Source organism: Arthrobacter sp. SD76 (assembly GCF_049726125.1).
Taxonomy (GTDB): domain Bacteria; phylum Actinomycetota; class Actinomycetes; order Actinomycetales; family Micrococcaceae; genus Arthrobacter; species Arthrobacter nitrophenolicus.
The window spans coordinates 2,735,278-2,760,223 of record NZ_JBNBLR010000001.1 but is presented as its reverse complement, the minus strand read 5'-3'; the positions used below and the strand labels follow the sequence as shown (position 1 = coordinate 2,760,223).

16 protein-coding genes and 4 pseudogenes are annotated in these 24,946 nt (G+C 67.7%); 6 read left to right on the top strand and 14 right to left on the bottom strand.

Annotation, left to right across the window (positions count from 1 at the left end):
* Positions 1 to 2,631, bottom strand: coding sequence for a nitrite reductase large subunit NirB (nirB, locus tag ACPEE0_RS13400; protein ID WP_424574631.1), 2,631 nt, complete (start codon positions 2,629 to 2,631; stop codon positions 1 to 3).
* A 270-nt stretch (positions 2,632 to 2,901) separates the two neighbouring features.
* Here nirB and nirD point away from each other — a divergent pair, with 270 nt between their 5' ends.
* Complete coding sequence (gene nirD / locus ACPEE0_RS13395) at positions 2,902 to 3,288, top strand: nitrite reductase small subunit NirD (RefSeq protein WP_009356276.1); 387 nt, start codon at positions 2,902 to 2,904, stop codon at positions 3,286 to 3,288.
* A 63-nt stretch (positions 3,289 to 3,351) separates the two neighbouring features.
* On the opposite strand, the pseudogene ACPEE0_RS13390 reads toward nirD, so the two are convergent.
* Both ACPEE0_RS13390 and ACPEE0_RS13385 read right to left on the bottom strand, forming a co-directional pair.
* Positions 3,352 to 5,102: pseudogene (locus ACPEE0_RS13390) on the bottom strand (phospho-sugar mutase).
* A 68-nt stretch (positions 5,103 to 5,170) separates the two neighbouring features.
* Positions 5,171 to 5,988, bottom strand: a pseudogene (locus tag ACPEE0_RS13385) (purine-nucleoside phosphorylase).
* A 103-nt stretch (positions 5,989 to 6,091) separates the two neighbouring features.
* Here ACPEE0_RS13385 and ACPEE0_RS13380 point away from each other — a divergent pair.
* The 3 genes from ACPEE0_RS13380 to ACPEE0_RS13370 all read left to right on the top strand — a co-directional run bounded on the left by ACPEE0_RS13380 (position 6,092) and on the right by ACPEE0_RS13370 (position 8,094).
* On the top strand, positions 6,092 to 7,507 hold the full coding sequence (locus ACPEE0_RS13380) for an NAD(P)H-quinone dehydrogenase (protein ID WP_009356279.1): 1,416 nt from the start codon (positions 6,092 to 6,094) through the stop codon (positions 7,505 to 7,507).
* 135 nt (positions 7,508 to 7,642) lie between these two features.
* Positions 7,643 to 7,900 carry a hypothetical protein gene (locus ACPEE0_RS13375; protein ID WP_009356280.1) on the top strand — a complete coding sequence of 86 codons (258 nt, stop codon included), beginning with the start codon at positions 7,643 to 7,645 and terminating at the stop codon, positions 7,898 to 7,900.
* Between the two features lie 8 nt (positions 7,901 to 7,908).
* Positions 7,909 to 8,094, top strand: coding sequence for a PspC domain-containing protein (locus ACPEE0_RS13370; protein WP_133350128.1), 186 nt, complete (start codon positions 7,909 to 7,911; stop codon positions 8,092 to 8,094).
* Positions 8,095 to 8,143: 49 nt separating this feature from the next.
* Here the strand turns inward: ACPEE0_RS13370 and ACPEE0_RS13365 are convergent, their stop codons facing one another.
* The 4 genes and pseudogenes from ACPEE0_RS13365 to ACPEE0_RS13350 all read right to left on the bottom strand — a co-directional run bounded on the left by ACPEE0_RS13365 (position 8,144) and on the right by ACPEE0_RS13350 (position 13,853).
* Positions 8,144 to 8,458, bottom strand: a complete 315-nt coding sequence (locus tag ACPEE0_RS13365; RefSeq protein ID WP_009356282.1) for a hypothetical protein — start codon at positions 8,456 to 8,458, stop codon at positions 8,144 to 8,146.
* Between the two features lie 140 nt (positions 8,459 to 8,598).
* On the bottom strand, positions 8,599 to 10,161 hold the full coding sequence (locus tag ACPEE0_RS13360; RefSeq protein ID WP_009356283.1) for an FAD-dependent oxidoreductase: 1,563 nt from the start codon (positions 10,159 to 10,161) through the stop codon (positions 8,599 to 8,601).
* Complete coding sequence (locus tag ACPEE0_RS13355; RefSeq protein WP_354175472.1) at positions 10,158 to 12,383, bottom strand: molybdopterin oxidoreductase family protein; 2,226 nt, start codon at positions 12,381 to 12,383, stop codon at positions 10,158 to 10,160. The genes ACPEE0_RS13360 and ACPEE0_RS13355 overlap by 4 nt, the downstream gene beginning before the upstream one ends.
* A 1-nt stretch (position 12,384) precedes the next feature.
* Positions 12,385 to 13,853, bottom strand: a pseudogene (locus ACPEE0_RS13350) (MFS transporter).
* A gap of 278 nt (positions 13,854 to 14,131) precedes the next feature.
* Between ACPEE0_RS13350 and ACPEE0_RS13345 the strand changes: the two are divergent.
* A complete protein-coding gene (locus ACPEE0_RS13345) occupies positions 14,132 to 15,544 on the top strand; it encodes an MFS transporter (protein WP_407709281.1) in 1,413 nt (470 codons plus the stop codon).
* Between the two features lie 59 nt (positions 15,545 to 15,603).
* On the opposite strand, the gene ACPEE0_RS13340 is transcribed toward ACPEE0_RS13345, so the two are convergent.
* The 6 genes and pseudogenes from ACPEE0_RS13340 to ACPEE0_RS13315 form a co-directional block, all read right to left on the bottom strand.
* Entirely contained in the window at positions 15,604 to 16,335 is a 732-nt protein-coding gene (locus ACPEE0_RS13340; protein ID WP_424574630.1) for a glutamine amidotransferase, read from the bottom strand.
* Positions 16,336 to 16,366: 31 nt separating this feature from the next.
* A complete protein-coding gene (locus tag ACPEE0_RS13335; RefSeq protein ID WP_424574629.1) occupies positions 16,367 to 16,807 on the bottom strand; it encodes a YybH family protein in 441 nt (146 codons plus the stop codon).
* Between the two features lie 15 nt (positions 16,808 to 16,822).
* A complete protein-coding gene (locus ACPEE0_RS13330) occupies positions 16,823 to 18,631 on the bottom strand; it encodes an acetyl/propionyl/methylcrotonyl-CoA carboxylase subunit alpha (protein ID WP_133350112.1) in 1,809 nt (602 codons plus the stop codon).
* A gap of 130 nt (positions 18,632 to 18,761) precedes the next feature.
* Positions 18,762 to 19,408: pseudogene (locus ACPEE0_RS13325) on the bottom strand (Maf family protein).
* 9 nt (positions 19,409 to 19,417) lie between these two features.
* Entirely contained in the window at positions 19,418 to 21,952 is a 2,535-nt protein-coding gene (locus ACPEE0_RS13320) for an MMPL family transporter (protein WP_424574628.1), read from the bottom strand.
* A 16-nt stretch (positions 21,953 to 21,968) separates the two neighbouring features.
* The gene (locus ACPEE0_RS13315; RefSeq protein WP_354175477.1) at positions 21,969 to 22,640 is read right to left on the bottom strand and encodes a TetR/AcrR family transcriptional regulator; all 672 of its coding nucleotides are present in this window, start codon (positions 22,638 to 22,640) and stop codon (positions 21,969 to 21,971) included.
* 161 nt (positions 22,641 to 22,801) lie between these two features.
* Between ACPEE0_RS13315 and ACPEE0_RS13310 the strand changes: the two genes are divergently transcribed.
* Complete coding sequence (locus tag ACPEE0_RS13310) at positions 22,802 to 23,356, top strand: hypothetical protein (RefSeq protein WP_035751576.1); 555 nt, start codon at positions 22,802 to 22,804, stop codon at positions 23,354 to 23,356.
* Positions 23,357 to 23,451: 95 nt separating this feature from the next.
* Here ACPEE0_RS13310 and ACPEE0_RS13305 read toward each other — a convergent pair whose 3' ends face one another.
* Complete coding sequence (locus ACPEE0_RS13305; RefSeq protein ID WP_354175479.1) at positions 23,452 to 24,900, bottom strand: dicarboxylate/amino acid:cation symporter; 1,449 nt, start codon at positions 24,898 to 24,900, stop codon at positions 23,452 to 23,454.
* Positions 24,901 to 24,946: the final 46 nt, after the last annotated feature.

Sequence of the window (24,946 nt, the reverse complement as noted above, 5' to 3'; positions counted from 1 at the left end):
CTATACCTCGTTCTCGTTGCCGGAGCGTACCGGGATGGAGGCCCCGATCAGGACCTTGCCCTTCTCTTCCGGAGTGGCGGGGCGCATCTGGCCGCGCTCGTCCGGGACGAAGGTGATGGAGTCGTCCTTCTGGTCGGGGGCGTTGACGAAGGAACGGAACCGGCGCAGGCGCTCGGGGTCCTTGAGGGTGTCAGCCCACTCGTCGATGTAGGTGTCCACGTGCTTGGCCATGGCCGCCTCGAGGTCCTCGGCGATGCCCAGGGTGTCCTTGACCACCACGTCCTCGACGTGCTTGATGCCGCCGTCGAGCTCTTCCTGCCAGCGAGCCGTGCGCTGCAGGCGGTCCGCGGTGCGGATGTAGTACATGAAGTAGCGGTCGATGTACTTGATCAGCGTTTCGTCATCGAGGTCCTTGGCGAGCAGCTGTGCGTGCGCGGGGGTTGCACCGCCGTTGCCGCCGACGTACAGGTTCCAGCCGTCCGCCGTGGCGATCACGCCCACGTCCTTGCCGCGGGCCTCGGCGCATTCGCGGGCGCAGCCGGAAACGCCCATCTTGAGCTTGTGCGGGCTGCGCAGGCCGCGGTAGCGCAGCTCCAGCTTGATGGCCATGGCCACCGAATCCTGGACGCCGAACCGGCACCAGGTGGAACCGACGCAGGACTTCACCGTGCGCAGGCTCTTGCCGTAGGCCTGGCCGGATTCGAAGCCGGCATCCACCAGTTCCTTCCAGATTTCGGGGAGCTGTTCCAGCCGGGCGCCGAACATGTCGATCCGCTGGCCGCCGGTGATCTTGGTGTACAGGTTGTACTTCTCGGCCACGGCGGCAATGACGCCGAGCTTCTTGGGCGTGATCTCACCGCCGGCGATGCGCGGGACCACCGAGTAGGTGCCGTCCTTCTGCATGTTGGCCAGGGCGCGGTCGTTGGTGTCCTGGAGGGTGCCGCGGCCGGCGTCCAGCACGTAGGCGCTGTTCTGGCTGGCAAGGATGTTGGCGATGGTGGGCTTGCAGATGTCGCAGCCTGCGCCCTTGCCGTACTTGGCCATGATCTCTTCGAAGGAGGTCAGTTCCAGGACGCGGATGGCGTCGAAGAGTTCCTGGCGGGACAGCTCGATGTGCTCGCAGAGGGCCTTGGAGACCTCAACGCCGGACTTGGTGAGTTCGGTTTCCAGCAGCTTCTTGAGCATCGGAACGCAGGAGCCGCACTGGGTGCCGGCGCGGGTGCAGCCCTTCAGCTCGCCGAGTTCCTGGACGGGTGCGTTGCCCTCGCAGGCGCCGCAGCCGTTGATGGCGTCGCGGATGCTTCCCGCGGTGACGTTGTTGCAGGAGCACAGGGTGGCGTCGTCGGGCAGTTCGGTCTCGGGTGCGTCGCCGCCGCCGGCGGCGCTGAGGAACGCGCCGGGCTCGGCGGGAAGTTCGCGGCCGAGGAGCGGGCGGAGGCTCATGTACGGCGAGGCGTCGCCGACGAAGATGCCGCCCAGCAGGGTCTTGGCATCGTCGGTGGTGACGATCTTCTGGTAGACGCCGCGGGCCGGGTCGGCGTAGACGATCTCGAGGGCGTGCTCGGTTTTGGCGAAGGCGTCGCCGAAGCTTGCCACGTCCACGCCGGAGAGCTTCAGCTTGGTGGCGGTGTCGAAGCCGGGGAACGTGGCGTCGCCGCCGTGGAGGCGGTCGGCCACGATCTCCGCCATGGTGTTGGCGGGAGCCACCAGGCCCAGGCACATGCCGCCGTAGTTGGCCACCTCGCCAATGGCCCAGATGCCGGGCACTTCGGTTTCGCAGTAGTCGTTGATGACCACGCCGCCGCGGGGACCCAGGCTGAAGACCTGTTCCTCGCCCTCGGCGGCGCGGAAGAGTTCGTCGCGGGGCCGGACGCCGATGGCCACGATGACCATGTCCGCTTCGATGATGCGGCCGTCTGCCATGAGGACGCCGGTGACCTGGCCGTCGTCGTCGGAGAGCACCTCGGACGGGAAGACGCCACCGTGGACTTCGAAGCCCTTGGCCTTGATGAGCCGGCCCATCGCCTGGCCCGCGCCTTCGTCCAGCTGGGTGGCCATCAGCCACTGGGAGCCGTCAATGACGATGGGGTTGGCGCCAAGCTGTTCCGTGCCGGCGGCCGATTCGAGGCCCAGCAGGCCGCCACCGATGGTGACGGCGTTGACCTTCCGGCCGAGCTTCTCGGTGAGTTCGGCAATCTTCTGATTAATGGTCCAGACGTCTTCGAGCGTGCGGTAGACGTGGGTGAGCTCGTTGCCGGGGATGGGCAGGCGGGCGGCGTTCGAGCCGGTGGCCACCACCAGTTCGTCATAGGGGTAAATGTTGCCGGTGGACGTCTCCACGGTCTTCGCGGCGGCGTTGATCTTCACAACGCGCTCGCCGGTCTTCAGCTCCAGCGAAGGGTGGTCCCACATGGAAGCGGATCCCAGGGTCAGGTCCACGCCGGTATCGGTGAGGGCCTTGGACAGCGCGACGCGGTCGTAGGGGAGATGTGCTTCCTCGGTGAGGACCGTGACATGCCAGCCATCGAGGCCACGGGCATGCATCGCGTCCGCAAAACGGTGGGCCGCGGGGCCGCCGCCGGCGACGACAATGCGGCGCGTTGTCTCGGTGTTTGAAGTCTGTTCGGTCACTGTGGGCCTTTCGCATGGGCCGCAGCGGTGCTCCGGCCTTCTCTGACGAGTGTCCATCCAGACTAGGTAGAGGCAGTTTCGCCTCAGTTTCCCAATTGTTTCGCGAACTTAACTTCTGCATCACGAACTCATTTCCGGCCGGGTTAGGTGTCTTTTACGCGCCGGACACATTTGCTGCATCCCTACGAAACACCCCCGCGCCTAGCGTGGAATCCGGCGGCACAGGCTGCCGCAACCCACGGACAACAAGCACAGGGAAAGGAGCCGGACATGACGGCAACACTGGAACTTGGGGCGCTCGACACCGCAACTGCCGAGGCCGGAGCGGCCGCTGCCGCCGGGTGGCACCGCGTCTGCCACCTGGACGACCTGGAACCCTCCTGGGGTGAAGCGGCCCTCGTCGCCGGGCGCCAGATCGCGCTCTTCCGTACCGGGCCCGGTGAAGTCTTCGCGGTGGCCCACGAGGATCCGGCCACCGGAGCGCATGTCATGGCCCGCGGGATCCTTGGCTCCAAGGGGGCCCGGCCCACCATCGCCTCGCCCCTGCACAAAGAGGTCTACGACCTCGAAACCGGCGAGTGCTTCAGCACCCCCGGCCTTAAGCTTGCCGCCTTCAGCAGCCGCATCGTGGACGGCTTCGTCGAAGTGGAGCTGTAACCAGCACAGGATTTCGAACCACGCAGGAAGAGGGGCGCCCAGGCAGGGCGCCCCTTTCGCGGTTTAAAGCCCCAGCGCCTCGCTGACGTCGCGGAGCACTGCATCCAGTGATGCCCGGGCTGACTGCCGGGCTGCGGGCAGTTCGGCGGCGGAGGCAGCGTGGTGGATCACTTCCAGGTAGCACTTGAGCTTGGGCTCAGTGCCGCTGGGCCGGATGATCACCCGGGTCAGGTCCCGCGTGACATACAGGAGGCCGTCCGTGGGCGGCAGCTGGTCCGTGCCCTGGGAGAGGTCTGTGAAGACTTCCACGGCCGATGACCCGAAGGATTCCGGGGGTGACACCCGGAGCCGGTTCATCATCGCGTCCAGGAGCCCCAGGTCGGCGACCCTGATGCTGAGCTGGTCGCTCGCGTGCAGGCCGTGCTTGAGGTACAGCTCATCGAGGGTATCGAAGATGGTTTTTCCCCGGCCTTGGCTGCCGCCGCGAGCTCGGCGATGAGGACCGCGGCGGAGATGCCGTCCTTGTCCTTCACCAGGTCCGGTGCCACGCAGTAGCCGAGGGCTTCCTCGTAACCGTAGACCAGCCCGGGTACCCGGGAAATCCACTTGAATCCGGTGAGTGTTTCCTCATGCGCGTAGCCGGCGGCCGTGGCAATCCGGGCCAGCAGGCGCGAGGACACGATGGAATTGGCGAAAACGCCGGTCACACCCTGGGCCTCACCGCTGGGGGCAGTGGCGGCCAGCCGGGCCACCACATGGGCGCCCAGCAGAGCCCCCACTTCGTCACCCCGCAGCATCCGCCATGCGCCGGTATCCGGGTCCTTTGCAGCCACCGCGGCCCGGTCCGCATCGGGGTCGTTGGCGATCACGATGTCGGCATCCAGCCGGGCTGCGGTCTCGAGGGCGAGGTCCAGCGCGCCGGGTTCTTCCGGGTTGGGGAAACTGACGGTCGGAAATCCGGGGTCCGGCTCTGCCTGTTCCGCCACCAGGGTGACGTCGGTGAAGCCCGCGGCCTGCAGCACGGCCAGTGCTGTTCCGCCGCCCACGCCGTGCAGGGGAGTGAGCACGATGCGCAGGTCCCGGGCAGGGAAGTGGTCCCGCAGGGCGAGGGCGGCCGCGGCGCGCTGGTAGTCCCCGGCGATGGAGCCGTCCAGGACGGTCCAGCCTTCCGGTGCCAGCGTGATTGATTCCAGGGCCCCCACGGCGCTGATGCGGGCCGCGATCTCGGCGTCGTACGGGGTGACGATCTGGGCGCCGTTGCCGCTGTCAGGGACGGCGTGGCGGCCCAGGTACACCTTGTAGCCGTTGTCCTGCGGGGGGTTGTGGCTGGCAGTAACCATCACGCCACCGTCGCACCCCAGTGCCCGCACGGCGTAGGCCAGCACGGGGGTGGGCAGCGCCGACGGCATCAGGAAGGTTTCGATCCCGGCAGCCGTGAAGATGGCCGCGGTCTCCGCCGCGAAGATGTCCGAGTTGTAGCGGGCGTCGTACCCGACGACGGCGCGCGGCCGGGTTCCCGGGGACGTCTGGCCCACCGCGTCCACCAGGAACGCTGCCAGCCCCGCCGCGGCGCGCCGCACCACCACGCGGTTCATGCGGTTCGGCCCGGGGCCAAGGGCGGCCCGCAGGCCGGCCGTGCCGAACTGGAGGGTGCCGCGGAAGCTGTCTTCGAGTTCCTGCCGGGCGGCCGGATCGCCCTCTTCCACCAGCCTGACCAGTTCAAGGAGGGACGCCGACGTTGCGGGATCCGGGTCTTGGGAGGCCCAGGCGCGGGCTTCGTCGAGCAGGCGGAAATCGGCATCGGAAGACGTCATGGGCATAACGCTATCGTCATTGTTCCCTTACATCGCGCAACGCGGAGCCCGGTTGGGCGCCACCGCCGTCAGAGTTTGGCGATGATATCGGCGAGGAGTTTGGAGATCCGCGGGCCTGCTGCCTGTCCCGATTCGATGACCTCCTGGTGGCTGAGCGGCTGCGGGCTGATGCCGGCGGCAAGGTTCGTGACCAGGGAAATCCCGAACACCTCCATGCCCGCATGCCGCCCCGCGATGGCCTCCAGCGCCGTCGACATGCCGACCAGATCAGCGCCAATCCGCTTGGCATACTGCACTTCCGCCGGCGTCTCGTAATGGGGCCCGCTGAACTGGGCATAGACCCCTTCGTCAAGGGTGGGGTCCACCTCACGGGCAAGGGTGCGGACCCGGGAGGAATAGAGATCTGTCAGGTCCACGAAGGTGGCCCCCTCCAGCGGGGATGCCGCGGTGAGGTTTATGTGATCTTTGATGAGTACCGGCGTGCCCGGAGCCCAGTCCTCGTTGAGCCCGCCGCAGCCGTTGGTGAGGACCAGCGTGCGGCAGCCTGCGGCGGCCGCGGTGCGGATCCCGTGCACAACGGCCCGCACCCCCTTGCCTTCGTAATAGTGGGTCCTGGCGCCCAGGACCAGGGCGCGCTTGCCATCCCTGGCGAGCACCGAGCGGATGGTGCCAACATGCCCTTCAACAGCGGGGGCGTGGAAACCGGGACTTCTTCGGCGGACAGGGTGGCGGTGGTTTCACCGATCAGGTCGGCGGCGGCGCCCCAGCCGGAGCCAAGCACCAGCGCCACGTCGTGGCGGTCCACCCCTGTTTCTTCGGCGATGTAATCGGCAGCGGCGCGGGCCGCGGCGAACGGATCCGTGTTCAGGAAGTCTGTTGTACTCACCAGTACAAGTTATCCTGCCGCTCCTGTTGCACCCGCCACAGGCGGCCGCGGCGGAGCATGGAATTCTTGGTGCTGCGGCAGTGATGGGCGAGAATGATTGATTGTGACTACGCATCCAGATTTCAGTTCACCCCGCATCGCAATCCTGGGAGGTGGTCCGGGCGGATACGAGGCCGCTATGGTGGCCGCCTCGCTGGGAGCGCAGGTCACCATCATCGAGCGTGCGGGCCTGGGCGGCTCCGCCGTCCTGACGGACGTTGTGCCGTCCAAGACCCTGATCGCCACGGCGGACCTGATGACGCGCGTTGCCGAGGCAGGCGAACTGGGCGTGAAGTTCGACGTCGACGGCGGCGATTTCGTTCCGGTGATGCGGGCCGACCTGAAGCACATCAATGACCGCCTGCTGAACCTTGCCCGGAGCCAGTCGAAGGATATCCACGACGGCCTCGAGGGCCAGGGCGTGCGCATCCTGACCGGTTCCGGCCGGCTGCTGGACAACCACACCATCGAGGTCATCACGCTGGACGGCACCGAGATCGTGGAGGCGGACACTATCCTGCTGGCGGTCGGCGCGCATCCGCGCGAGCTGCCCACCGCCCGGCCGGACGGTGAACGCATCCTGAACTGGACCCAGATCTACAACCTGGATGAGCTGCCCGAGGACCTGATCGTGGTGGGCTCCGGTGTCACCGGCGCGGAATTCGCCTCCGCCTACAACGGCCTTGGCTCCAAGGTCACGCTGGTCTCCAGCCGCGACCGCGTGCTGCCCGGCTCCGATGTGGACGCCGCCGTGGTGCTGGAGGAAGTGTTCGAACGCCGCGGTGTCCGGGTTATGTCGCGTTCCCGCGCGGAATCCGTGGAACGCACGGAGGACGGCGTGGTGGTCACCCTCAGCGACGGCTCCAAGGTGACGGGCAGCCACTGCCTGCTCTGCCTGGGCTCCATTCCCAACACTGCCGGCATCGGGCTGGAAGAGGCGGGCGTGGCCCTGAGCGAAAGCGGCCACATCAAGGTCGACGGCGTCTCCCGCACCAGTGCGCCGAACATCTACGCCGCCGGCGACTGCACGGGTGTCCTGCCGCTGGCCTCCGTGGCAGCCATGCAGGGCCGGATCGCCGTCGCGCACTTCATGGGTGACGTCGTTACTCCGCTGAAGCTGCACCAGGTGGCCTCCAACATCTTCACGTCCCCCGAGATCGCCAACGTGGGCGTTTCGGAAGCCGAGATCGAGTCGGGCAAGTACCAGGGCGACGTGGTGAAGCTTTCGCTGCGCAGCAACGCCCGGGCCAAGATGCGCAACGCCCGGGACGGGTTCGTGAAAATCTTCGCCCGCAAGGGATCCGGCACGGTGATCGGCGGCGTGGTGGTAGGCCCCAACGCGTCGGAGCTGATCTTCCCCATTTCCATCGCCGTGAAGCAGAAACTGCATGTGGACGATGTGGCAAGCACCTTCACTGTGTACCCGTCGCTGACCGGATCCATTTCCGAGGCGGCCCGGCGCCTGCACGTGCACCTGTAACGCCAGGTAACCGGGAGGCGGCGGGGGTCTGGACCCTGCCGCTGCCGCCTGCATAGACTCCTTCAAGGACCGGCCGGGAATTCCTAACGAATTTCCGGCCGTCCCTGCATCAGCCGACGACGCGAGGAGAATCCCATGGAACTGCAGGACGTCAAATGGAACGGGCAGGCACGCGAGAAAATCCTGCTGGACGCCGACAGGGCGCTGCAGGAAGCGGTCCGTGAAGCAGCATCGTCCCTTTCCGACGCCGGCAAGGATGAGGTGTACAAGTTCCTGTACGAGAAGCTGAAGCCGCAGTTCGTGGACTTCCAGCCGGGACCGGACCTCACCCAGTACGCGGAAGCAGTGGCCGGCGGCGAATTCTCCGCCGCCGAAGCCCGGGCCGAGGGGTAGGCGGAACGATGGCAATGGCTCTTGAACGGCCCCGCCGCGGCAAGATGATCGGCGGCGTCTGCGCAGCGCTCTCGGCCCGGTTCGGCCTTCCGAAGTTCCTGGTGCGGTTGGCGTTCGTGATCTTCGGCCTGGTGGGGATCGGCGAACTGGTCTACATCGCGCTGTGGATCATTATCCCGAAGGCGCCGGCATAGCAAACAAAGCAATGGGTTGGCCCCTAAAAGGGGCCAACCCATTTTGCGTTCATGGTGCCGGCGGGTGGAATGCTTCCGGGTACGGCATCAGATGGCCGTTGCACGCCATGCCTGGGTGTTCACCTATGGACTTGGCGAAAGCGGGATCGAACTCGGGAAGCTTAATGAGCTGGCCGTAGGACTGCACGCGGCCCCCGAAGGGGTACTCCTCGTTGGGGTCGTCGTTGAGCCCCGAGAACGAACAGATGGAGTTGGCGTGTTCGGGGCCCCTCTCGGACTGCCCCGCGGCAGTGGCAGGAGCGGCAACTGATCCGACGAGGGCCAGCGTGCAGACGGCAGCCCCAAGCAAGGATTTCTTGTGCATTGCTTACCTCATTCTGTAGGAGTTCCGCGAAACCGGGACGGGCCCGTGCGGGGACTCTATCCAGCGGCGACAGCCGGTGGAATGAGATCAGCAAATCCGTGTGGAAACCCGCAGCCTGGCACCGCGGCGGTGTACCTTACTCAGGCGGCTGAGACCGCCTGAAAATGTTTTTCGATCAGCCCCTTGATGTCCTCGTGGCAGCCGCCGCAGCCGGTTCCGGCGCGGGTTGCCTTGGAGACTTCAGCCACGGTGGAGCAGCCCTCCGTGACGGCGTCCTGGATGGCAGTGCCGCTGACACCCGCGCACCGGCAGACGGTGCCTGCAGGATCGGCCGTTCCGGCTCCGGGCAACTGGTCCGGGCCGTCCAGGCGCAGCAGCAGCGACCGGTCCGCCGGCAGTTCGGCCGAACGCTCAAACAGTCCCACGAGTTCGGCGGCGGTCCGGGGCATGCCCACCGCCACCAGCCCTTCCAGGACACCGCCCCGGGTGGTCATCTTCACGTAGCGGCCGTGTTCCGGATCCGCCCACTGGGCCACCTGGAGCCGGGGACGCCCGTTCACGGCGCCAGCGTTCAAGGCTTCGTCATCCCAGGGATCGGCGCTGTTGTCGCCGGCCACGGCCATGTTCAGGCCGCGGGCCTTCAAAACAATCACGCCGGCCTGTTCCGCCGGCAGTTCCGGGAGGACCTCTGCGTCGTCGAGGGCGCCGGAGGCGAGCAGGGTCAGGTACTCCGCCAGCCATTCGGCCTGGCGCCAGCCGGGACCCACCAGGCCGGACGGACCCTTGGCGTTGCGGCAGGCCGAGCAGTCCGGGTCCGGGCAGCGCACCTCCGCGCAGTCGCCGATGGCGAAGATGTGCGGCTCATGGTGGGCGCGGAGCCGGTGGTCCACGAGGATGCCTGCAGCGGTGGACAGCCCGCAGCCTTCGGCCAGTTCGGTGCGGGGACGGACGCCGCATGAGATGACCAGGAGGTCGCCGTCGATCGCCGAACCGTCATCGAGCAGCAACGCCGAGAAACCGCCGTCGGGCGCGTTGTGTTCAACACCGGTGGATCGCGCGTTTCCGGCCATCCGGACGCCGCAGCGGCGCAGCCCTGCAGCCAGCACGGCGCCGCCGCCGCGGTCGATGTTGCGTCCCAGCGGGTGCGGGCCGTTGTGGACCACCGTCACTGTGGCGCCTTCCTCGGCCGCGGCGAGGGCTGTTTCCAGGCCCAGGACACCGCCGCCCAGGACCACCACGCGCTTGCCGCCGTCCACCGCCCGCCGGAGCACGTCGGCGTCGCGAAGGTCGCGCAGGGCCGTCACGCCTGCCGGCAGGACCGGGGAGGTGGGGTCCGGGTTGACGCCCGTCAGGTTGGGGATGACCGGACGCGAACCGGTGGCGAACACCAGCCGGTCATAGTGGACGGAGTCGCCACCGGACAGGAGGACCTGCTGCCGGGCGCGGTCCACGCGCCGGACCCGGACGCCCAGGCGGACGTCAACGCCCTCGGCCACCAGGGCGGCGGCGTCGGAGAGGGCGAGGGCGTCGGCCGTGGTGCGGCCAACTCCGAGGTCCGCCACCAGGACGCGGTTGTAGGCGGCTTCAGCTTCCTCGCCCACCACGGTCAGTCCCGCGTGTCCGGCACGTACGGCGGGGAGGAGTTCGTCAACCAGCCGGGCAGCCACCGGGCCGAATCCAACAATGACAACCTGCTCGCTCATGAGGCCTCCGTCGTTTGAAGCATTTTGCTGGACAGGGGTGCAGCCACGGCCCGCACCCAAACCTTGTTGAATTTGAACTCAGGCATTCCGGATGTCGGGTCCGTGGCGGCCTCTGTCAGCCGGTTTGCGCTGCCCAGGCCGGGGAAGTGGAACGGCAGGAAGACAGTGTCCGGCCGGATGTCGGTGCTGAGCTCGGCCTTGCACACCACCTCGCCGCGCTCGTTCGCCACGGACACCAAAGAGCCGGCCATGATGCCCATGGCCTCGGCGGCCGCGGGGTGGACCTGGACCATCGCCTCGGGCTGGGATGCCAGCAGTTCGGTGACACGGCGTGTCTGCGCACCCGACTGGTAGTGCTCCAGGAGCCGGCCGGTGATGAGGGTCATGGTTTTCGCTGCCGGGTCAGGGCTGGCGGCAGGCGTACGACGGCGGCGGGGGACCACGGCGGTCATCACGGCTTTGCCGTCCGGGTGGGCGAAGCGGTCCCGGAACAGCCGGGGCGTGCCCGTGCTGCCGGCAGGGTAGGGCCAGTAGGCGGCTTCCCCGCGGTCCAGCATCGCGTAATCGATGCCTGAGTAGTCGGCCAGGCCACCGGCGGAGGCGAGGCGCAGTTCCTCGAAGACGGTTTCGGGGTCCTCGCTGTATGTGGACGGGGCGTCCAGCCGCTCCGCGAGCCGCGCCATGATCCACAGTTCGCTGCGGGCACCGGCGGGCGGGGCCAGGGCCCGGCGGCGGCGAAGGACCCGTCCTTCGAGGTTCGTGAGGGTGCCTTCCTCCTCGGCCCACTGGAGCACCGGGAGGATGAGATCGGCCTCTGCGGCGGTCTCCGACATGAAGAAATCGCAGACCACCAGGAAGTCCAGGCTCCGCAGGCCGGCGGTCACAGCGTTCGCGTCAGGGGAGGCCACCACCACGTTGGAGGCATGGATGAACAGGCACCGGACGCCGTCGGGCTGTCCCAGCGACTTCAGCAGCTGGACCGCGGGCAGGCCGGGACCGGGAATGGTTTCCTCCGGAACACCCCAGACGCGGGCCATGTGGGCGCGGGCGGCGGGGTCGGTGATCTTGCGGTAGCCGGGCAGCTGGTCGGCCTTCTGGCCGTGCTCGCGGCCGCCCTGGCCGTTCCCCTGGCCGGTGAGCGTGCCATAGCCGCTGCGTGCGGACCCGGGCAGGCCCAGCAGGAGGCTGAGGTTGATGGCCGCGGTGGCGGTGTCGGTACCGTCCGTGTGCTGTTCCACGCCGCGGCCGGTGAGGATGTAGCTGCCGCCCTGGCGGGCGCCGGCGGCAAGCCTGCGGGCGGTTTCCCGGATGAGGTCGGCGGGGACGCCGGTGAGGGACTGGACGCGTTCGGGCCAGAAGGAGTTGACGCTGCGGACCACGGCGCTGTAGCCCGCAGTGCGTTCCTCGACGAAGGCCGTGTCCACCAGGCCTTCGTGGATGACCACGTGGGAGATGCCCAGCAGGAGGGTGAGGTCGGTGCCCGGCAGGGGCTGGAGGTGGAGGCCCCCGCCGTCGGCCGTGAAGGCGGCCGTGGCGGAGCGGCGCGGATCCACCACAATCAGCCCGCCGGCGTCGCGCGCTCCCTTGAGGTGCTGGACGAAGGGCGGCATGGTTTCGGCCACGTTGGAACCGAGCATGAGGATGGTGCTGGCGGTGTCCAGGGCCTCCAGCGGGAAGGGCAGCCCGCGGTCCACGCCGAAGGCGCGCATTCCGGCGGCCGCCGCGGAGGACATGCAGAAGCGGCCGTTGTAGTCGATGCGCGAGGTGCGCAGGGCCAGCCGGGCAAATTTGCCCAGCATGTAGGCCTTTTCGTTGGTGAGCCCGCCGCCGCCGAACACGCCGACGGCGTCGGCACCGTAGCGTGCGCGCGCGTCCCGGACGGCGGAGGCGGCCAGGTCCAGGGCGTGGTCCCAGCTGATGGGCCGGTGCACGCCGTCGGGACCTTTGAGGAGGGGCTCGGTGATCCGGCCCGGGTGGTTCAGGAGGGTTGCGGAGGTCCAGCCCTTGCGGCACAGGCCTCCCCGGTTGGTGGGGAAATCGCGTCCGCTGACCTCAAGGGCGGCAGGTGCCGCGGCTGCCGGGGCGGAGGAGTGCAGGGTGGGCAGGAGCGGCACGGGGACTGGCCCCGGCTGGGGAGCCGGGGCCAGTTCCGCTGGAGACGTGAGCGTCATGGCGCACTGCAGGGCGCAGTAAGGGCAGTGCGTGTCGGCGCTGTTGGTCATGTTAGACGTGTCCCATCGCATTTCGGTTGGCGTTGCGGATGTAGCAGAACCAGCAGACGGCGAGCATCAGGGCGTAGGCCGCGACGAAGCCGTAGAAGGCCGGGGTGTAGGAGCCGCTGGCCGAGTTCGATGCGTTCAGCACCTGCGGGATGACGAAACCGCCGTAGGCGCCGATGGCGGAAATCAGGCCCAGTGCCGAGGAGGCCAGGCGCTGGGTGGCCACCGAGCTTGCCCCGGATTTCGCTGCCCGGCTGGAAGTGGCGAAGATGACCGGGATCATGCGGTAGGTGGCGCCGTTTCCGAAGCCGCTGGCGGTGAAGAGCATCAGGAAGAGGACCAGGAAGAGCCAGAAGTTCTTCAGCGGCAGGGTCCAGATCATGGTCAGGGTGATGACGCCCATGGCGGCGAAGGCGGTCACGGTCATCCGGGCTCCACCCATGCGGTCTGCCATGCGTCCGCCGTAGGGGCGGGCCAGGGAGCCCACCAGGGGCCGAGGAACGCGAGCGAGAGGGCGACGGTACCGACGGCGATCGAGGAGAACTCCGGGAAGTAGTCCTTGATGAGCTTGGGGAACACGCCGGCGAAGCCGATGAAGGAGCCGAAGGTGCCGATGTACAGCAGCGCCATGATCCACAGGTGCGGTTCCTTGAGCGCCGCGACGGAGCCGGCCACGTCACCCTTGGCACTGGTGAGGTTGTCCATGTACTTCCAGGCGCCGAAGGCGGCGAGCAGGATCAGCGGGACCCACATCCAGCCCGCAATGGGCAGGTTGACGGTGCCCGCGGCCAGGAGGGTGATGGCGATCGGAACGGCGAGCTGCGCGACGGCGGCACCGACGTTTCCGCCCGCGGCGTTCAGTCCCAGCGCCCAGCCCTTTTCGCGGGCCGGGTAGAAGAAGGTGATGTTCGCCATGGAGCTGGCGAAGTTGCCGCCGCCGAAACCGGCCAGGGCGGCGATCAGCAGCATGACACCGAACGGCGTTTCCGGATTGGAGACACACAGGGCCAGGCCGATGGAGGGGATCAGGAGCAGCAGGGCCGAGACGATGGTCCAGTTGCGGCCGCCGAAGCGGGGGACCATGAAGGTGTAGGGGATGCGGAGCGTGGCGCCAACCAGGCTGGGCATCGAGATGAGCCAGAAGATTTCCGACGTGGAGAAGGTGAATCCGGCGGCGGGGAGCTGGACCACCACGATGGACCACAGCTGCCAGACGACAAAACCGAGGAATTCGGCGAAGATGGACCAGTTCAGGTTGCGGCGGGCGATGGAGCGGCCTGCGGTTTCCCACTGCTCCTTGTTTTCGGCATCCCAGTTGGCAATCCAGCGGCCGGGACGGAATTCAAGGGCGGGGGCGTCAGTGGTGCGGGTAGTGCCGGGCTGTGCGCTGGCGGATGCGGCTGCTGGCCCTTGTGCATCGTCAAGGTCCAGGGAATTGCCGGTGCCGGCATCTGCGGTGCGGTCGACAGTCACGGGTTACCTCCTTCGGGGGGATGTTGTCCTTCCAAGGTAGGGACGGCGCGTTTCACAGACCGACGCCGGATGTTAACGCGTTGTGACATTTGCCTATCGGGCCGTTGCGGCCACCGTTAGGACTTCCCGGAGATCCACCCAATGAGACGGACGACACGGGTCCGTATCGTGGACCTTTCGTCCATTGACTGGACCGCGGGAACTAAGATTGAACTCTAACTATTTCGAGCCGGGGGCTGTCTGCGTCCGGCGGGTTCTCACGAAAGCGTTTACCTTTTATGTCTTCCACCGATACGTCCACGCTGCCGGGCGCACCCCAGCCGGTGAACTCCCGCGGCCGCGTGATCGTCGCCAGCCTGATCGGCACCACGGTTGAGTTCTATGACTTCTATGTCTACGCCACCGCCGCGGTCCTCGTGTTCCCGCAGCTGTTCTTCCCCAGCCAGAACGAGACCACCCAGCTCCTGAGCTCCTTCGCCGTCTTCGGCGTCGCATTCATCGCCCGGCCGCTGGGCTCGATTGTCTTCGGCCACTTCGGCGACAAGTTCGGCCGCAAGGGCACCCTGGTTGCCTCGCTGCTCACCATGGGCATCGCCACCTTCCTGATCGGCTGCCTGCCCACGGCGCTGGTGCCCGGCTGGGCATTCTGGGCTCCCGCCCTGCTGGTGGTCATGCGGTTTGCGCAGGGCCTGGCCCTGGGCGGCGAATGGAGCGGCGCGGCCCTCCTGGCCACCGAGAACGCACCGGCGAACAAGCGTGCAATCTACGGAACCTTCCCCCAGCTGGGGGCGCCCATCGGCTTCATCATCGCGAACGTGATCTTCCTGGTGTTCAGCTACGCATTGTCCCCGGCTGACTTCATGGCCTGGGGCTGGCGGGTGCCGTTCCTGCTCAGCGCCATCATGGTGATCATCGGGCTGTACGTCCGCCTGAAGCTGATCGAAACCCCCGCCTTCACCAAGGTGATCGAATCCAACGAGGTGGCAAAGCTTCCCCTGGGCCGCGTGTTCAAGTCCAGCTGGCGCCAGCTGATCCTGGGAACGTTCATCATGCTCGCCACCTACGTGCTCTTCTACCTGATGACCACGTTCACCCTGACCTACGGCACCCGTCCGGCCAGCCTGGAGGCTGCCCGCGCCGCCGCGGAGAAGGCCGGCAAGCCGATGACCGAAGCCGCGGCCGCCGCCTTTGTCCCCGGCCTGGGCTACACCCGCAACGACTTCCTCTGGATGCTGATCGCCGGCGTCGTGTTCTTCGGCATCTTCACGCTCGTCTCCGGACCGCTGGCTGAGAAGTACGGCCGCCGCAAGATGCTGCTGGCGGTTACGGGCGGGATCTTCGTGTTCGGCCTTCTGTTCGTCCCGCTCTTCAGCGGCGGGTTCGTCGGCACCATGGCGCTGCTGGTCATCGGGTTCTCCCTGATGGGCCTCACGTTCGGTCCCATGGGTGCGCTGCTGCCCGAATTGTTCCCCACCAACGTCCGGTACACCGGGTCCGCGGTCAGCTACAACTTCTCCAGCATCCTCGGCGCAGCGGTGGCCCCCTTCATCGCCGTCGCGCTGTGGGAAGCCGCGGACGGCAGCCCCGTCCTGGTGGGCGTCTACCTGACCGCCATGGCCGTGCTCACGCTCGTCGCCCTGTTCGTGAGCAAGGAAACCCGCGACGTGGACTACGAGAACAACGTGGCCTAACAGCCGCAGGTTGCGAAAATGCCCGGCGTGGTCCTCGGACCCGCCGGGCATTTTCGTGTTTAGGCCGCGTAGCGGGCCACGAAGTTCCGCAGGATCTTCATGGGTTCCGTAACGGTGTACTGCCGGGCCTTGTCCATCAGCTCCTCTGCCGATTCCGGCGGGAAGTAGCCGGCATGCCGGTAGATGTCGATCCGGGTGATGAGCCCCTCCACGTCCAGCTCCGGATGGAACTGGGTGGCGTACAGGTTCTTGCGGATGCGGAACATGTGGACCGGGCACGCGGCGGAACGCGCGAGCAGCACGGCGTGCGGCGGCAGGACGGTGCAGGCTTCCTTGTGCCCCGTGAACGCCGGAAAGCTCTGCGGCATGCCCTCGAGCAGCGGGTCCGCCAGCCCGGCTTCGGTCAGTTCAATCTCTACCCCGCCCAGCGGTTCGCCATAGGTCCTGTCGATGACCGCGCCCTGGTGCCTGCCCAGGGTCCCGACGCCGTAGCACGCACCCAGGAAGGGGAAGTCCCGCGCCACCAGCTCATCCAGCAGCCCGGAAAGCTCACGTTCCACCCGGTGCTGCACGGCAGTCTTCTCCGCCGGCGGGTCACTGGACGTGAACGGGCTGCCGCCCACGATCACGCCGGAGTAGCGGGAGAGGTCAAGGCTGGGCATGGGCGCAGCCTCCAGCCGGATCCGGTGGAGTTCCTGCGGTTCCAGGCCGCCGTACCGGAGGTAGGCGGCGTACTCGTCCTCCGCCGCGGCATCTTCGGACCTGGACGCGAGCAGCAGGAATGGCAGCATCTGCTAAGTGTGCCTTGCTGCGCGCCCGCTGTCAGCCGCTGGCCGGCTGGCTCAGGGAGCGGCGCGACTGCGGCCTGGCAGCCGGGTCGGCGTGCCGGTGCACCAGCTTCCAGTAGCCTTCCTCGCGGCGGAAAACGCTGGTCACCCGGAGCGCGAACTCCTCGGTCGCGCCGGCGCCGTCCAGGCGGGCACGGAAGTGTTCGGTTTCCACCAGGAATGCCGTGTTGCTGGCCTTGTAGGACGTGATGGTGTCGAAACCGAGCATTTCGCCGTCCTGGAACTGCCGTGCGGCCTGGTCGAGCCGTGCCTCCACCTGCGCCCAGCCCCTGGCGATGCCGCCAAAGGGATTGGCCAGGGTGACGTCGTCGAGCCGCGAGTACAGCTCCTTGATGGGTTCCGGGTTGCCCCGGGTGATCTCGGGAACCGCGGCGTGGTAGCGGTCCACTTCTTCCTGAAAGCTGGGTGCGAGCATGGTTGCCTCCGGCGGCTAGTCTTCGATGATGGCGATGACGGCCCCGGCACTGACCGTTTCGCCGGCTGCTGCCGTGAGGCCCGTGATGGTGCCGGAGCGGTGCGCGGTCAGCGGCTGTTCCATCTTCATGGCCTCCAGGACCACCACCAGGTCGCCCTCCACCACGATGTCGCCGTCGGTCACCGCCACCTTCACGATGGTGCCCTGCATGGGGGAGGCGAGGGCGTTGCCGGTCGCGGCGGCCGGGCCGCCGGAGCGGGACCGCTTCTTGGACTTGGCGGGCTTGGATGCCACCGCCGCTCCTGCGCCTGCCGACGCCAGCGACGCGGGCAGCACAACTTCGAGGCGCTTGCCGCCCACCTCGACCACCACCCGCTGGCGGTCCTCCGCGGCTTCGCCCTCGGCGGTGCCGTCAGGGGTCCAGGCCGGGAGGTTGTTGGTGAATTCCGTCTCGATCCAGCGGGTGTGGACCTTGAACGGTCCCTCTGCCGGGGCGAATGCGGGATCGGAAACCACTGCCAGGTCGAACGGGATGACGGTGGGGATGCCCTCCACCACCATCTCCTCCAGGGCCCGGCGGGCGCGCTGCAGGGCCTGCGGCCGGCTGGCGCCGGTGACAATCAGCTTGGACAGCATGGAGTCGAAGTTGCCGCTGATCACGTCACCCTGTTCGATGCCGGAATCGATGCGGACGCCGGGGCCGGTAGGGTTCTTCAAAACGCGCACGGTGCCCGGGGCGGGCATGAAGTTGCGGCCCGGGTCTTCGCCGGTGATGCGGAACTCGAACGAGTGGCCGCGGACCTCGGGGTCGCCGTAGCCGAGCTCCTCGCCGCGGGCCAGCCGGAACTGCTCGCGGACCAGGTCGATGCCGGTGACCTCTTCGGAGACGCAGTGCTCCACCTGGAGCCGGGTGTTCACTTCGAGGAAGGAGATGGTGCCGTCCTGGCCGACCAGGAACTCACAGGTTCCGGCGCCAAGGTAGCCGGCTTCCTTGAGGATCGCCTTGGAGGATTCGTAGAGCCGGCGGTTCTGGTCCTCCGTCAGGAACGGGGCAGGCGCTTCCTCCACGAGTTTCTGGTTGCGGCGCTGCAGCGAGCAGTCGCGGGTGGAAACCACCACCACGTTGCCGTGGGCGTCGGCAAGGCACTGGGTCTCAACGTGGCGGGGCGCGTCGAGGAAGCGCTCAATGAAGCACTCGCCACGGCCGAAGGCGGCAGTGGCTTCGCGGACCGCTGACTCGTAGAGTTCGGGGATCTCCTCGCGGGTACGAGCCACCTTGATGCCGCGGCCGCCGCCGCCGAAGGCCGCCTTGATGGCCACGGGAAGTCCGTGCCGGTCCACGAAGGCCAGGATCTCTTCGGCGGATTCCACGGGATCGGCGGTGCCGGGAACCAGGGGAGCGCCAACCTTTTCGGCGATGTGCCGGGCCTGGACCTTGTCGCCGAGGGCGGAGATGGCCTCCGGGGACGGCCCGATCCAGGTGATGCCCGCTTCGATCACGCGCGCGGCGAACTGGGCGTTTTCGGCCAGGAAACCGTAGCCGGGGTGGATGGCGTCCGCGCCGGACTGCCGGGCGGCGTCAATGATCTTGTCCATCACCAGGTAGGACTCGGCCGCGGTGTTGCCGCCCAGGGCATAGGCCTCGTCAGCGAGGCGGACGTGCAGGGCATCGCGGTCCGGGTCGGCATACACGGCCACGGAGGCGATGCCTTCATCGCGGGCGGCGCGGATGATGCGGACGGCGATTTCTCCGCGGTTTGCGATCAGCACCTTTGTGAGGGTCGACTGCGTGGTTCCTGCGGACTGCTCCAAATTTGCTGACAAGGCGTCTCCTTCTTTCCTTCAGGAACCCTAGCGCGCTTTTGGAGGTTTCGCCGATATTACTTGCGGAATCCGCGTGTAAACCGGGACGGCTTTGTAGGGAAGCTACAAGATGCTTCGAATTGGTGCTGGTTTATGGCGCGGGCCAGAGATCGGTGATGCGGACGTTCGCGGAGGCGAGCAGGCCCCGGAGCGTGGATACGGACAGCCCGACGACGGCGTGCGGGTCCCCGTCCACCTTGCGGATGAACGCCCCGCCCAGGCCGTCAATGGTGAACGAACCCGCGCAGTGCAGGGGCTCGCCGGTGGCGATGTATGCCTCGATCTCCTCAGGATCCATCTCCATGAAGGCGACTGCCGCGGAGGCAACCGCCCCCAGCGTGGCACCCGAGCCGGGCTCCCCGCCGTCGTCGTCCCCGTCCGTGTCCCGGCAGTCCACCAGCCAGTGCCCGGTATGCAGGACCCCCGCGTTGCCGCTCATCCGGAGCATCCGCTCGCGCGCGATGTCCGCCGTGTATGGCTTGCCGTGTGCCTCGCCGTCAAACTCGAAGACCGAGTCGCAGCCGAGGACCAAGGCCCCCTCGGCTTCGGGCAGCGCCGCCACGGCTTCGGCCTTGGCCCGGGCCAGCAGCAAGGCCGTATCGTGCGGGTCGGTGACGCCGTAGCGGGCCTGGACGGCGGCCTCGTCCACGTCGGAGACCAGGACGGAATGCTGGATGCCGGCCTCGGCCAGGAGCTTGGTGCGGGCGGGGACTGGGAGGCGAGAATCAGGCGGACCACGGATAAAGCCTAGTGGACCGGCTCGGCCGCTTTGGCGTGCTTGGGGTGGCCGCTGCCCGGCTTCACCAGTTTGGCCCCCTCAACGTCCACGTCCGGCAGGATCCGGTCCAGCCAGCGGGGCAGCCACCAGGACTTTTCGCCCAGCAGGTACATGACCGCCGGGACGATGGTCATGCGGACCACGAAGGCGTCGAGGAGTACACCGAAGGCCATGGCAAAGCCGAGCGGCCGCACCATGGTGAGGTGGCTGAAAATGAAGCCGGCGAACACGCTCACCATGATGATCGCGGCGGCCGTGACCACCGCTGCGGCGTGCCGGAATCCCACCCGCACTGCCTCCTTCGCCGATGAGCCGTGCATGTAGGCCTCGCGCATGCCGGATGCGATGAACACCTGGTAGTCCATCGCCAGGCCGAACAGGACACCGATCAGGATGATGGGCAGGAAGCTCAGGACCGCCCCGGGGTTGGCCACGTCGAACACGCTTCCCAGCCACCCCCACTGGTACACGGCCACCACTGCGCCGAAGGCCGCGGCGAGGGAGAGCAGGAACCCGCCGGTGGCGAGCAGCGGCACCACGATGGAGCGGAACACGAGCAGCAGCAGGATCAGAGACAGTCCGACGACGATTGCCAGGTAGGGCGGCAGGGCCTCGCCGAGCTTGGTGGAGACGTCGATGTTGCCGGCGGTCTGGCCGGTCAGGCCCATGGCCACGTCGTACTCCGCCTGGATTTCATCGTTCAGGCCGCGCAGTTCGGAAACCACCTTGACGGTGCTTGCGCTGGCCGGGCCTTCCTCGGGGATGACCTGGAAGACGGCCGTCCGGCGGTCCTCGCTGAGCGCGACGGGCACCGCGGCCACCACGTTCTCGACCTCGCGCAGTTTGTCCGCGACGTCGTACTGCAGGGCCTGCGCCTGGGCCTCGTCAAGGTTGGCGGGGAACTCGCCCACGGCCACGATGGGGCCGGTGACGCCTTCGCCGAAGCTCCGGGCCGTTAGGTCGTAGGCCTGGTAGGCCTCGGACTCCACGGGCTCCGAACCGCCGTCGGGCAGGGCAAGCTGCAGCTGCGCAGCGGGCAGGGCAAGGGTTCCCAGCAGGAGCACGCCGGCGAGCAGTGCCAGCACCGGATGCCGGGTGACCATGCCGCCCCAGCCGTGCGTGCTGCGTTCACGGTCGGCCGCCTCGTCCGCTGCTTCGTGCCCGGGCTCGGCGTTATGGGCCTCTGCCTGGGCCCAGGCCCGCCGGGAAATGATCCGGCGGCCAATCAGGGACAGCATGGCCGGGGTGAGGGTGATGGCCACGAGGACCGCTACGGCTACCGTGCCGGCAGCTGCGAGGCCCATCACTGTGAGGAACGGCAGCCCGGGAACCACCAGGGCTGCGAGGGCGATGATGACCGTAAGCCCGGCAAACACCACGGCGTTGCCGGACGTGCCCGTGGCGCGTGCCACCGACTCCTCGGGGTCCATCCCGGCCAGGAGCTGGGTACGGTGCCGGTTCACGATGAACAGCGAGTAGTCGATGCCCACGGCCAGGCCAAGCATGAGGGCCAGCATGGGCGAGATGGAGCTCATGTCGAAGAGGCCGGACAGCGCGAAGGTGGTGCCGACGCCGACGCCAACGCCCACCACCGCCATGAGCAGGGGCAGGCCGGCCGCCACCAGCGTGCCGAGCATGATGATCAGCACCAGGGCCGCCACGGCGATGCCGATGATCTCGGCGGCGCCGAAGAGTTCGGAGATATCCTCGGTGATTTCCTTGCTGGCCAGTGCGGTGACGCCGGCGGAGGACGTCTCGTGGGCGATGTCCTGCACCTGCTGCCGGGTTTCGGGGCTCAGCCCGTTGATGGAGGTGTTGAACTGCACCTGCGCGACGGCGGCCCGGCCGTCCCCGGACACGAACCGGATGGCGGACGATGCCTCGGCCTGGCGCTTGCCCAGTTCCAGCTTCGCCTTGTTTGCATCAAGCTCCTGCTGGCCGGCCTGCAGCCGGGCCTCGCCCGCCGCCAGCTCCGCTTTCTGCTGCCCCAGCTGGGCTTCCACCAGGGCTGCGGGGGCGCCAGCCGCGGCCAACTGCTGCTCGGCCGCCGCGAGCTGTGCCTTGCCGGCCTCGAGTGTGGCGCGGGAGGCGTCCAGCTGCGCCTGCCCGGCGGCGAGCTGCTGCTCGCCGTCGGAAATGGCCTGTCCTGCCTGGTCCACCTGGGCCTGTGTGGCGAAGGGGTCCACGGTCCCGCGGACGTCCGGCAGGGTCTCGAGCTTCTGCAGCACGCCGGTGACGGCGGCCCGGCCCTCGTCCGTGAAGCCGCCCTCCGGGGCTTCAAAGACAATGGTGGCGGAGCCGCCGGAGGCCGAGGGCAGGTCCTCTTTCAGCTTGTCCGCGATCCGCTGGGTTTCCGTGCCGGGGATCTGGAAGTTGTTGGAAAGGGTGCCGTGGAAGGCCGCGGCCGAACCGCCGACAGCCACCAGGGCGGCCAGCCACAATGCGATGACCAGCCAGCGCCGGCGGTAGGAGAACTTGCCAAGGCGGTAGAGGAACAGTGCCATGAGGGAACCGATCTGATCAGGAGGAACGGGAGTCTGACGGGGAAGCGTTGAAGCCGGCGCCCAGCAGGGCCATGGCGTCGATGAGCAGCTGGCGCAGCTCGGCGAGGGACGCGGGGGAGAGGTCCGGGCCGCGGCGGCTGAACCAGACCTCCAAAGCGGCCTTGCCGCAGGAGATGACGGAGCCCGCAAGAGCGTGGATGTACAGGTCATCCTGCCCGCCGCGCCGGCCACCCACCCGCTCGCGGGTGATGGCGAAGACCTGCGCCCTGCAGTGGTCCCAGGCCTCAAGCTCGGTGTGCGACATGAGTGGGCTCTGCTGGGTCAGCGTGAACAGCTCGGCAAGGGGTGCGATGGCCTTCGGATCCGCGAGGGCCATCAGGGCCGCCTGGGCTGAATCCAGGACAGGTTCGTCCGCGGGCCGCAGCCTCAGCTGCTGGATGGCGTTGTCCAGGAAGGCGTGCGTGATGGCGGCGAGGGCGGCGTCCGTGCTGCTGAAGTAGTTGAAGAACGTGCGTCGCGAGATTCCGGCGGCCTCGGCGATGTCTTCGGCGGTGAAATTGCCCGGGCCGTTGGCGCGCAGGAGGCCAAGCGCGGCGTCGGTGATCGCCTGGCGCGTGGCGGCCTTGTTAAGCTCCCGCCGGGACGGAGGTGCGCCCGGATCAGCGGTTATCGGAATGGCAGCAGACATGTTCTTACACTACGTGCAAGTTTGCACTCCGGGCAACTTACTTTCACAGCTGAATGAAAGGTTGCCGACAGCCTGCACAGAACCTGCTTTCCGATGCTTGGTATGCCTGAATGAGGCGAACACAGCAGCCGTCCCACGACGGCGGATCCAGGAGACAAGAAATGTCACGCACGAAGAAAATGACCCTAGGCTTGTCAGCCACGGCGCTGGCTCTTGGCGCCGGCATCGGAGTGGCCGGCATGGCCTCCGCAACAACCACGCCCGCGCCCAGCCCCAGCGTGAGTTCCAGCGCCACTCCGGACGGCAGCACCGGCGGCGGCATGGGCAAGCACGGCGGCCGGGGCGGTGAGCGCGGCGTCGCGCAGGCTTCCGCCCTGGCCGAGAAGCTTGGCGTGGAGGAGGCCAGGGTGACGGAGGCGCTTCAGGCCTTCCGCGAAGCCAACAAGCCTTCCACGCCGCCGGCGGACGGGGAGAAGCCTGACGCTGCCGCCCGGGACGCGGCCCTGGCCACATCCCTGGCGGAAGCACTGGGCATCGAAGAGTCCAAGGTGACCGCCGCGCTGGAGGAGCTGCGCAGCGAGAAGCAGGCGGAGAGGGCCGCGGCGCTGAAGTCGCGGCTGGACCAGGCCGTGGCGGACGGCAAGCTGACCCAGGCCGAAGCCGACGCCGTCACCAAAGCCGTGGAAAGCGGTGTGATCGGCGGCGGCAGGCACTGACCGGGAGCCCGGCAGGGCATGACGGGAACGGCATAGCAAAAAGGAAGTCCCCGGGATTCTTCTTCCCGGGGACTTCCTTTGATCACACCCGGCGCTTAGGCCTTGGCATCCTGCAGCTCGCGCGGAGCGGTGTCCGTGCTGGTTCCGTCAGACGGGGTGCCGGCGGACGGAGCGGCGGCGTCGCTGTCATCCACGAACGGGGTGCCGTTGCGCGGCGCGTTGTACAGCGCCTCGTCCAGGATGCCCTGGCGCTTGGCCACGATGGTGGGGACCAGCGCCTGGCCTGCAACGTTCACCGCGGTGCGGCCCATGTCCAGGATGGGGTCGATGGCCAGCAGGAGGCCGACGCCGGCGAGCGGCAGTCCCAGCGTGGAAAGGGTCAGCGTCAGCATCACCACGGCGCCGGTGGTTCCGGCAGTGGCCGCCGAGCCCAGGACGGAAACCAGGGCGATCAGCAGGTACTGGCTGAAGTCGAGCTGGATGCCAAAGAACTGTGCCACGAAGATGGCGGCGATGGCCGGGTAAATGGCGGCGCAGCCGTCCATCTTGGTGGTGGCGCCCAGCGGCACGGCGAAGGAGGCGTAGCCGCGGGGGACGCCCAGGCTGCGCTCGGTGACCCGCTGCGTGAGCGGCAGGGTCCCTACGGAGGAACGGGACACGAAGGCGAGCTGGACTGCCGGCCAGACACCCGAGAAATACTGCTTGATGGAGAGCCCGTGGGTGCGGACCAGGACGGGGTACACCACGAAGAGCACCAGGGCCAGGCCAAGGTAGATGGCGGCCGTGAATTTGCCCAGCGAGCCGATGGTGTCCCAGCCGTAGACGGCGACGGCGTTGCCGATGAGCCCGACGGTGCCAAGGGGAGCGATGCGGATGATCCACCACAGCACCTTCTGGATCACGGCCAGGGCGGAGGCGTTCAGGGCCAGGAAGGGTTCTGCCGCCTTGCCCACCTTGAGCGCGGCCACGCCGACGGCGATCGCGATCACCAGGATCTGCAGGACGTTGAAGCTGACGGACGTGGTGACGGCGCCGGATTCAGCCACCGTGGAGGTGGCCCCCAGGCCCAGGAAGTTCTTGGGGAACAGCCCGATGAGGAAGGACCACCAGTCACCCGACTTGCCGGAGTACTTCGCCTCCTCGGTGATCCCGGTGTTGGCGCCCGGCTGCAGGAGCACGCCCAGGCCGATGCCGATCAGCACGGCAATCAGCGAGGTGATGGCGAACCAGAGCAGGGTGTTCCACGCGAGCTTCGCGGCGTTGGACACCTGGCGCAGGTTGGAGATGGAGCTGACGACTGCGGTGAAGATCAGTGGAACGACGGCGGTCTGCAGCAGGGAGACATAGCTTGAGCCAATGGTCTGCAGCGTGGCGCCCAGGCCGTTGGGAGCGGCCTTGGTGCTGCCGGTGTACTTGGCCAGCAGGCCGAGTCCGAGGCCGACGATGAGGGCGGCGATGATCTGGAAGCCGAATGAACCAGCCCACTTGGGGAGCTGGAAGCCGGTCTTTCCTGCGGTATCTGAGGGGCGGGTCGATGTGCTCACCCGAATACGCTAGGTCCACCGCAAATACCACGTCGAAAGCATGTTG

Excerpts from the sequence above, each read along its gene's own strand:
- ACPEE0_RS13335 (WP_424574629.1), bottom strand. The coding sequence starts at position 16,807 with ATGCTCGCACCCAGCTTTCAGGAAGAAGTGGACCGCTACCACGCCGCG.
- ACPEE0_RS13365 (WP_009356282.1), bottom strand. The coding sequence starts at position 8,458 with ATGCACAAGAAATCCTTGCTTGGGGCTGCCGTCTGCACGCTGGCCCTC.
- ACPEE0_RS13310 (WP_035751576.1), top strand. The coding sequence starts at position 22,802 with ATGTCACGCACGAAGAAAATGACCCTAGGCTTGTCAGCCACGGCGCTG.
- ACPEE0_RS13320 (WP_424574628.1), bottom strand. The coding sequence starts at position 21,952 with ATGGCACTGTTCCTCTACCGCCTTGGCAAGTTCTCCTACCGCCGGCGC.
- ACPEE0_RS13355 (WP_354175472.1), bottom strand. The coding sequence starts at position 12,383 with ATGACCAACAGCGCCGACACGCACTGCCCTTACTGCGCCCTGCAGTGC.
- ACPEE0_RS13345 (WP_407709281.1), top strand. The coding sequence starts at position 14,132 with ATGTCTTCCACCGATACGTCCACGCTGCCGGGCGCACCCCAGCCGGTG.
- ACPEE0_RS13370 (WP_133350128.1), top strand. The coding sequence starts at position 7,909 with ATGGCAATGGCTCTTGAACGGCCCCGCCGCGGCAAGATGATCGGCGGC.
- ACPEE0_RS13340 (WP_424574630.1), bottom strand. The coding sequence starts at position 16,335 with ATGCTGCCATTCCTGCTGCTCGCGTCCAGGTCCGAAGATGCCGCGGCG.
- ACPEE0_RS13360 (WP_009356283.1), bottom strand. The coding sequence starts at position 10,161 with ATGAGCGAGCAGGTTGTCATTGTTGGATTCGGCCCGGTGGCTGCCCGG.
- ACPEE0_RS13315 (WP_354175477.1), bottom strand. The coding sequence starts at position 22,640 with ATGTCTGCTGCCATTCCGATAACCGCTGATCCGGGCGCACCTCCGTCC.
- ACPEE0_RS13375 (WP_009356280.1), top strand. The coding sequence starts at position 7,643 with ATGGAACTGCAGGACGTCAAATGGAACGGGCAGGCACGCGAGAAAATC.
- nirD (WP_009356276.1), top strand. The coding sequence starts at position 2,902 with ATGACGGCAACACTGGAACTTGGGGCGCTCGACACCGCAACTGCCGAG.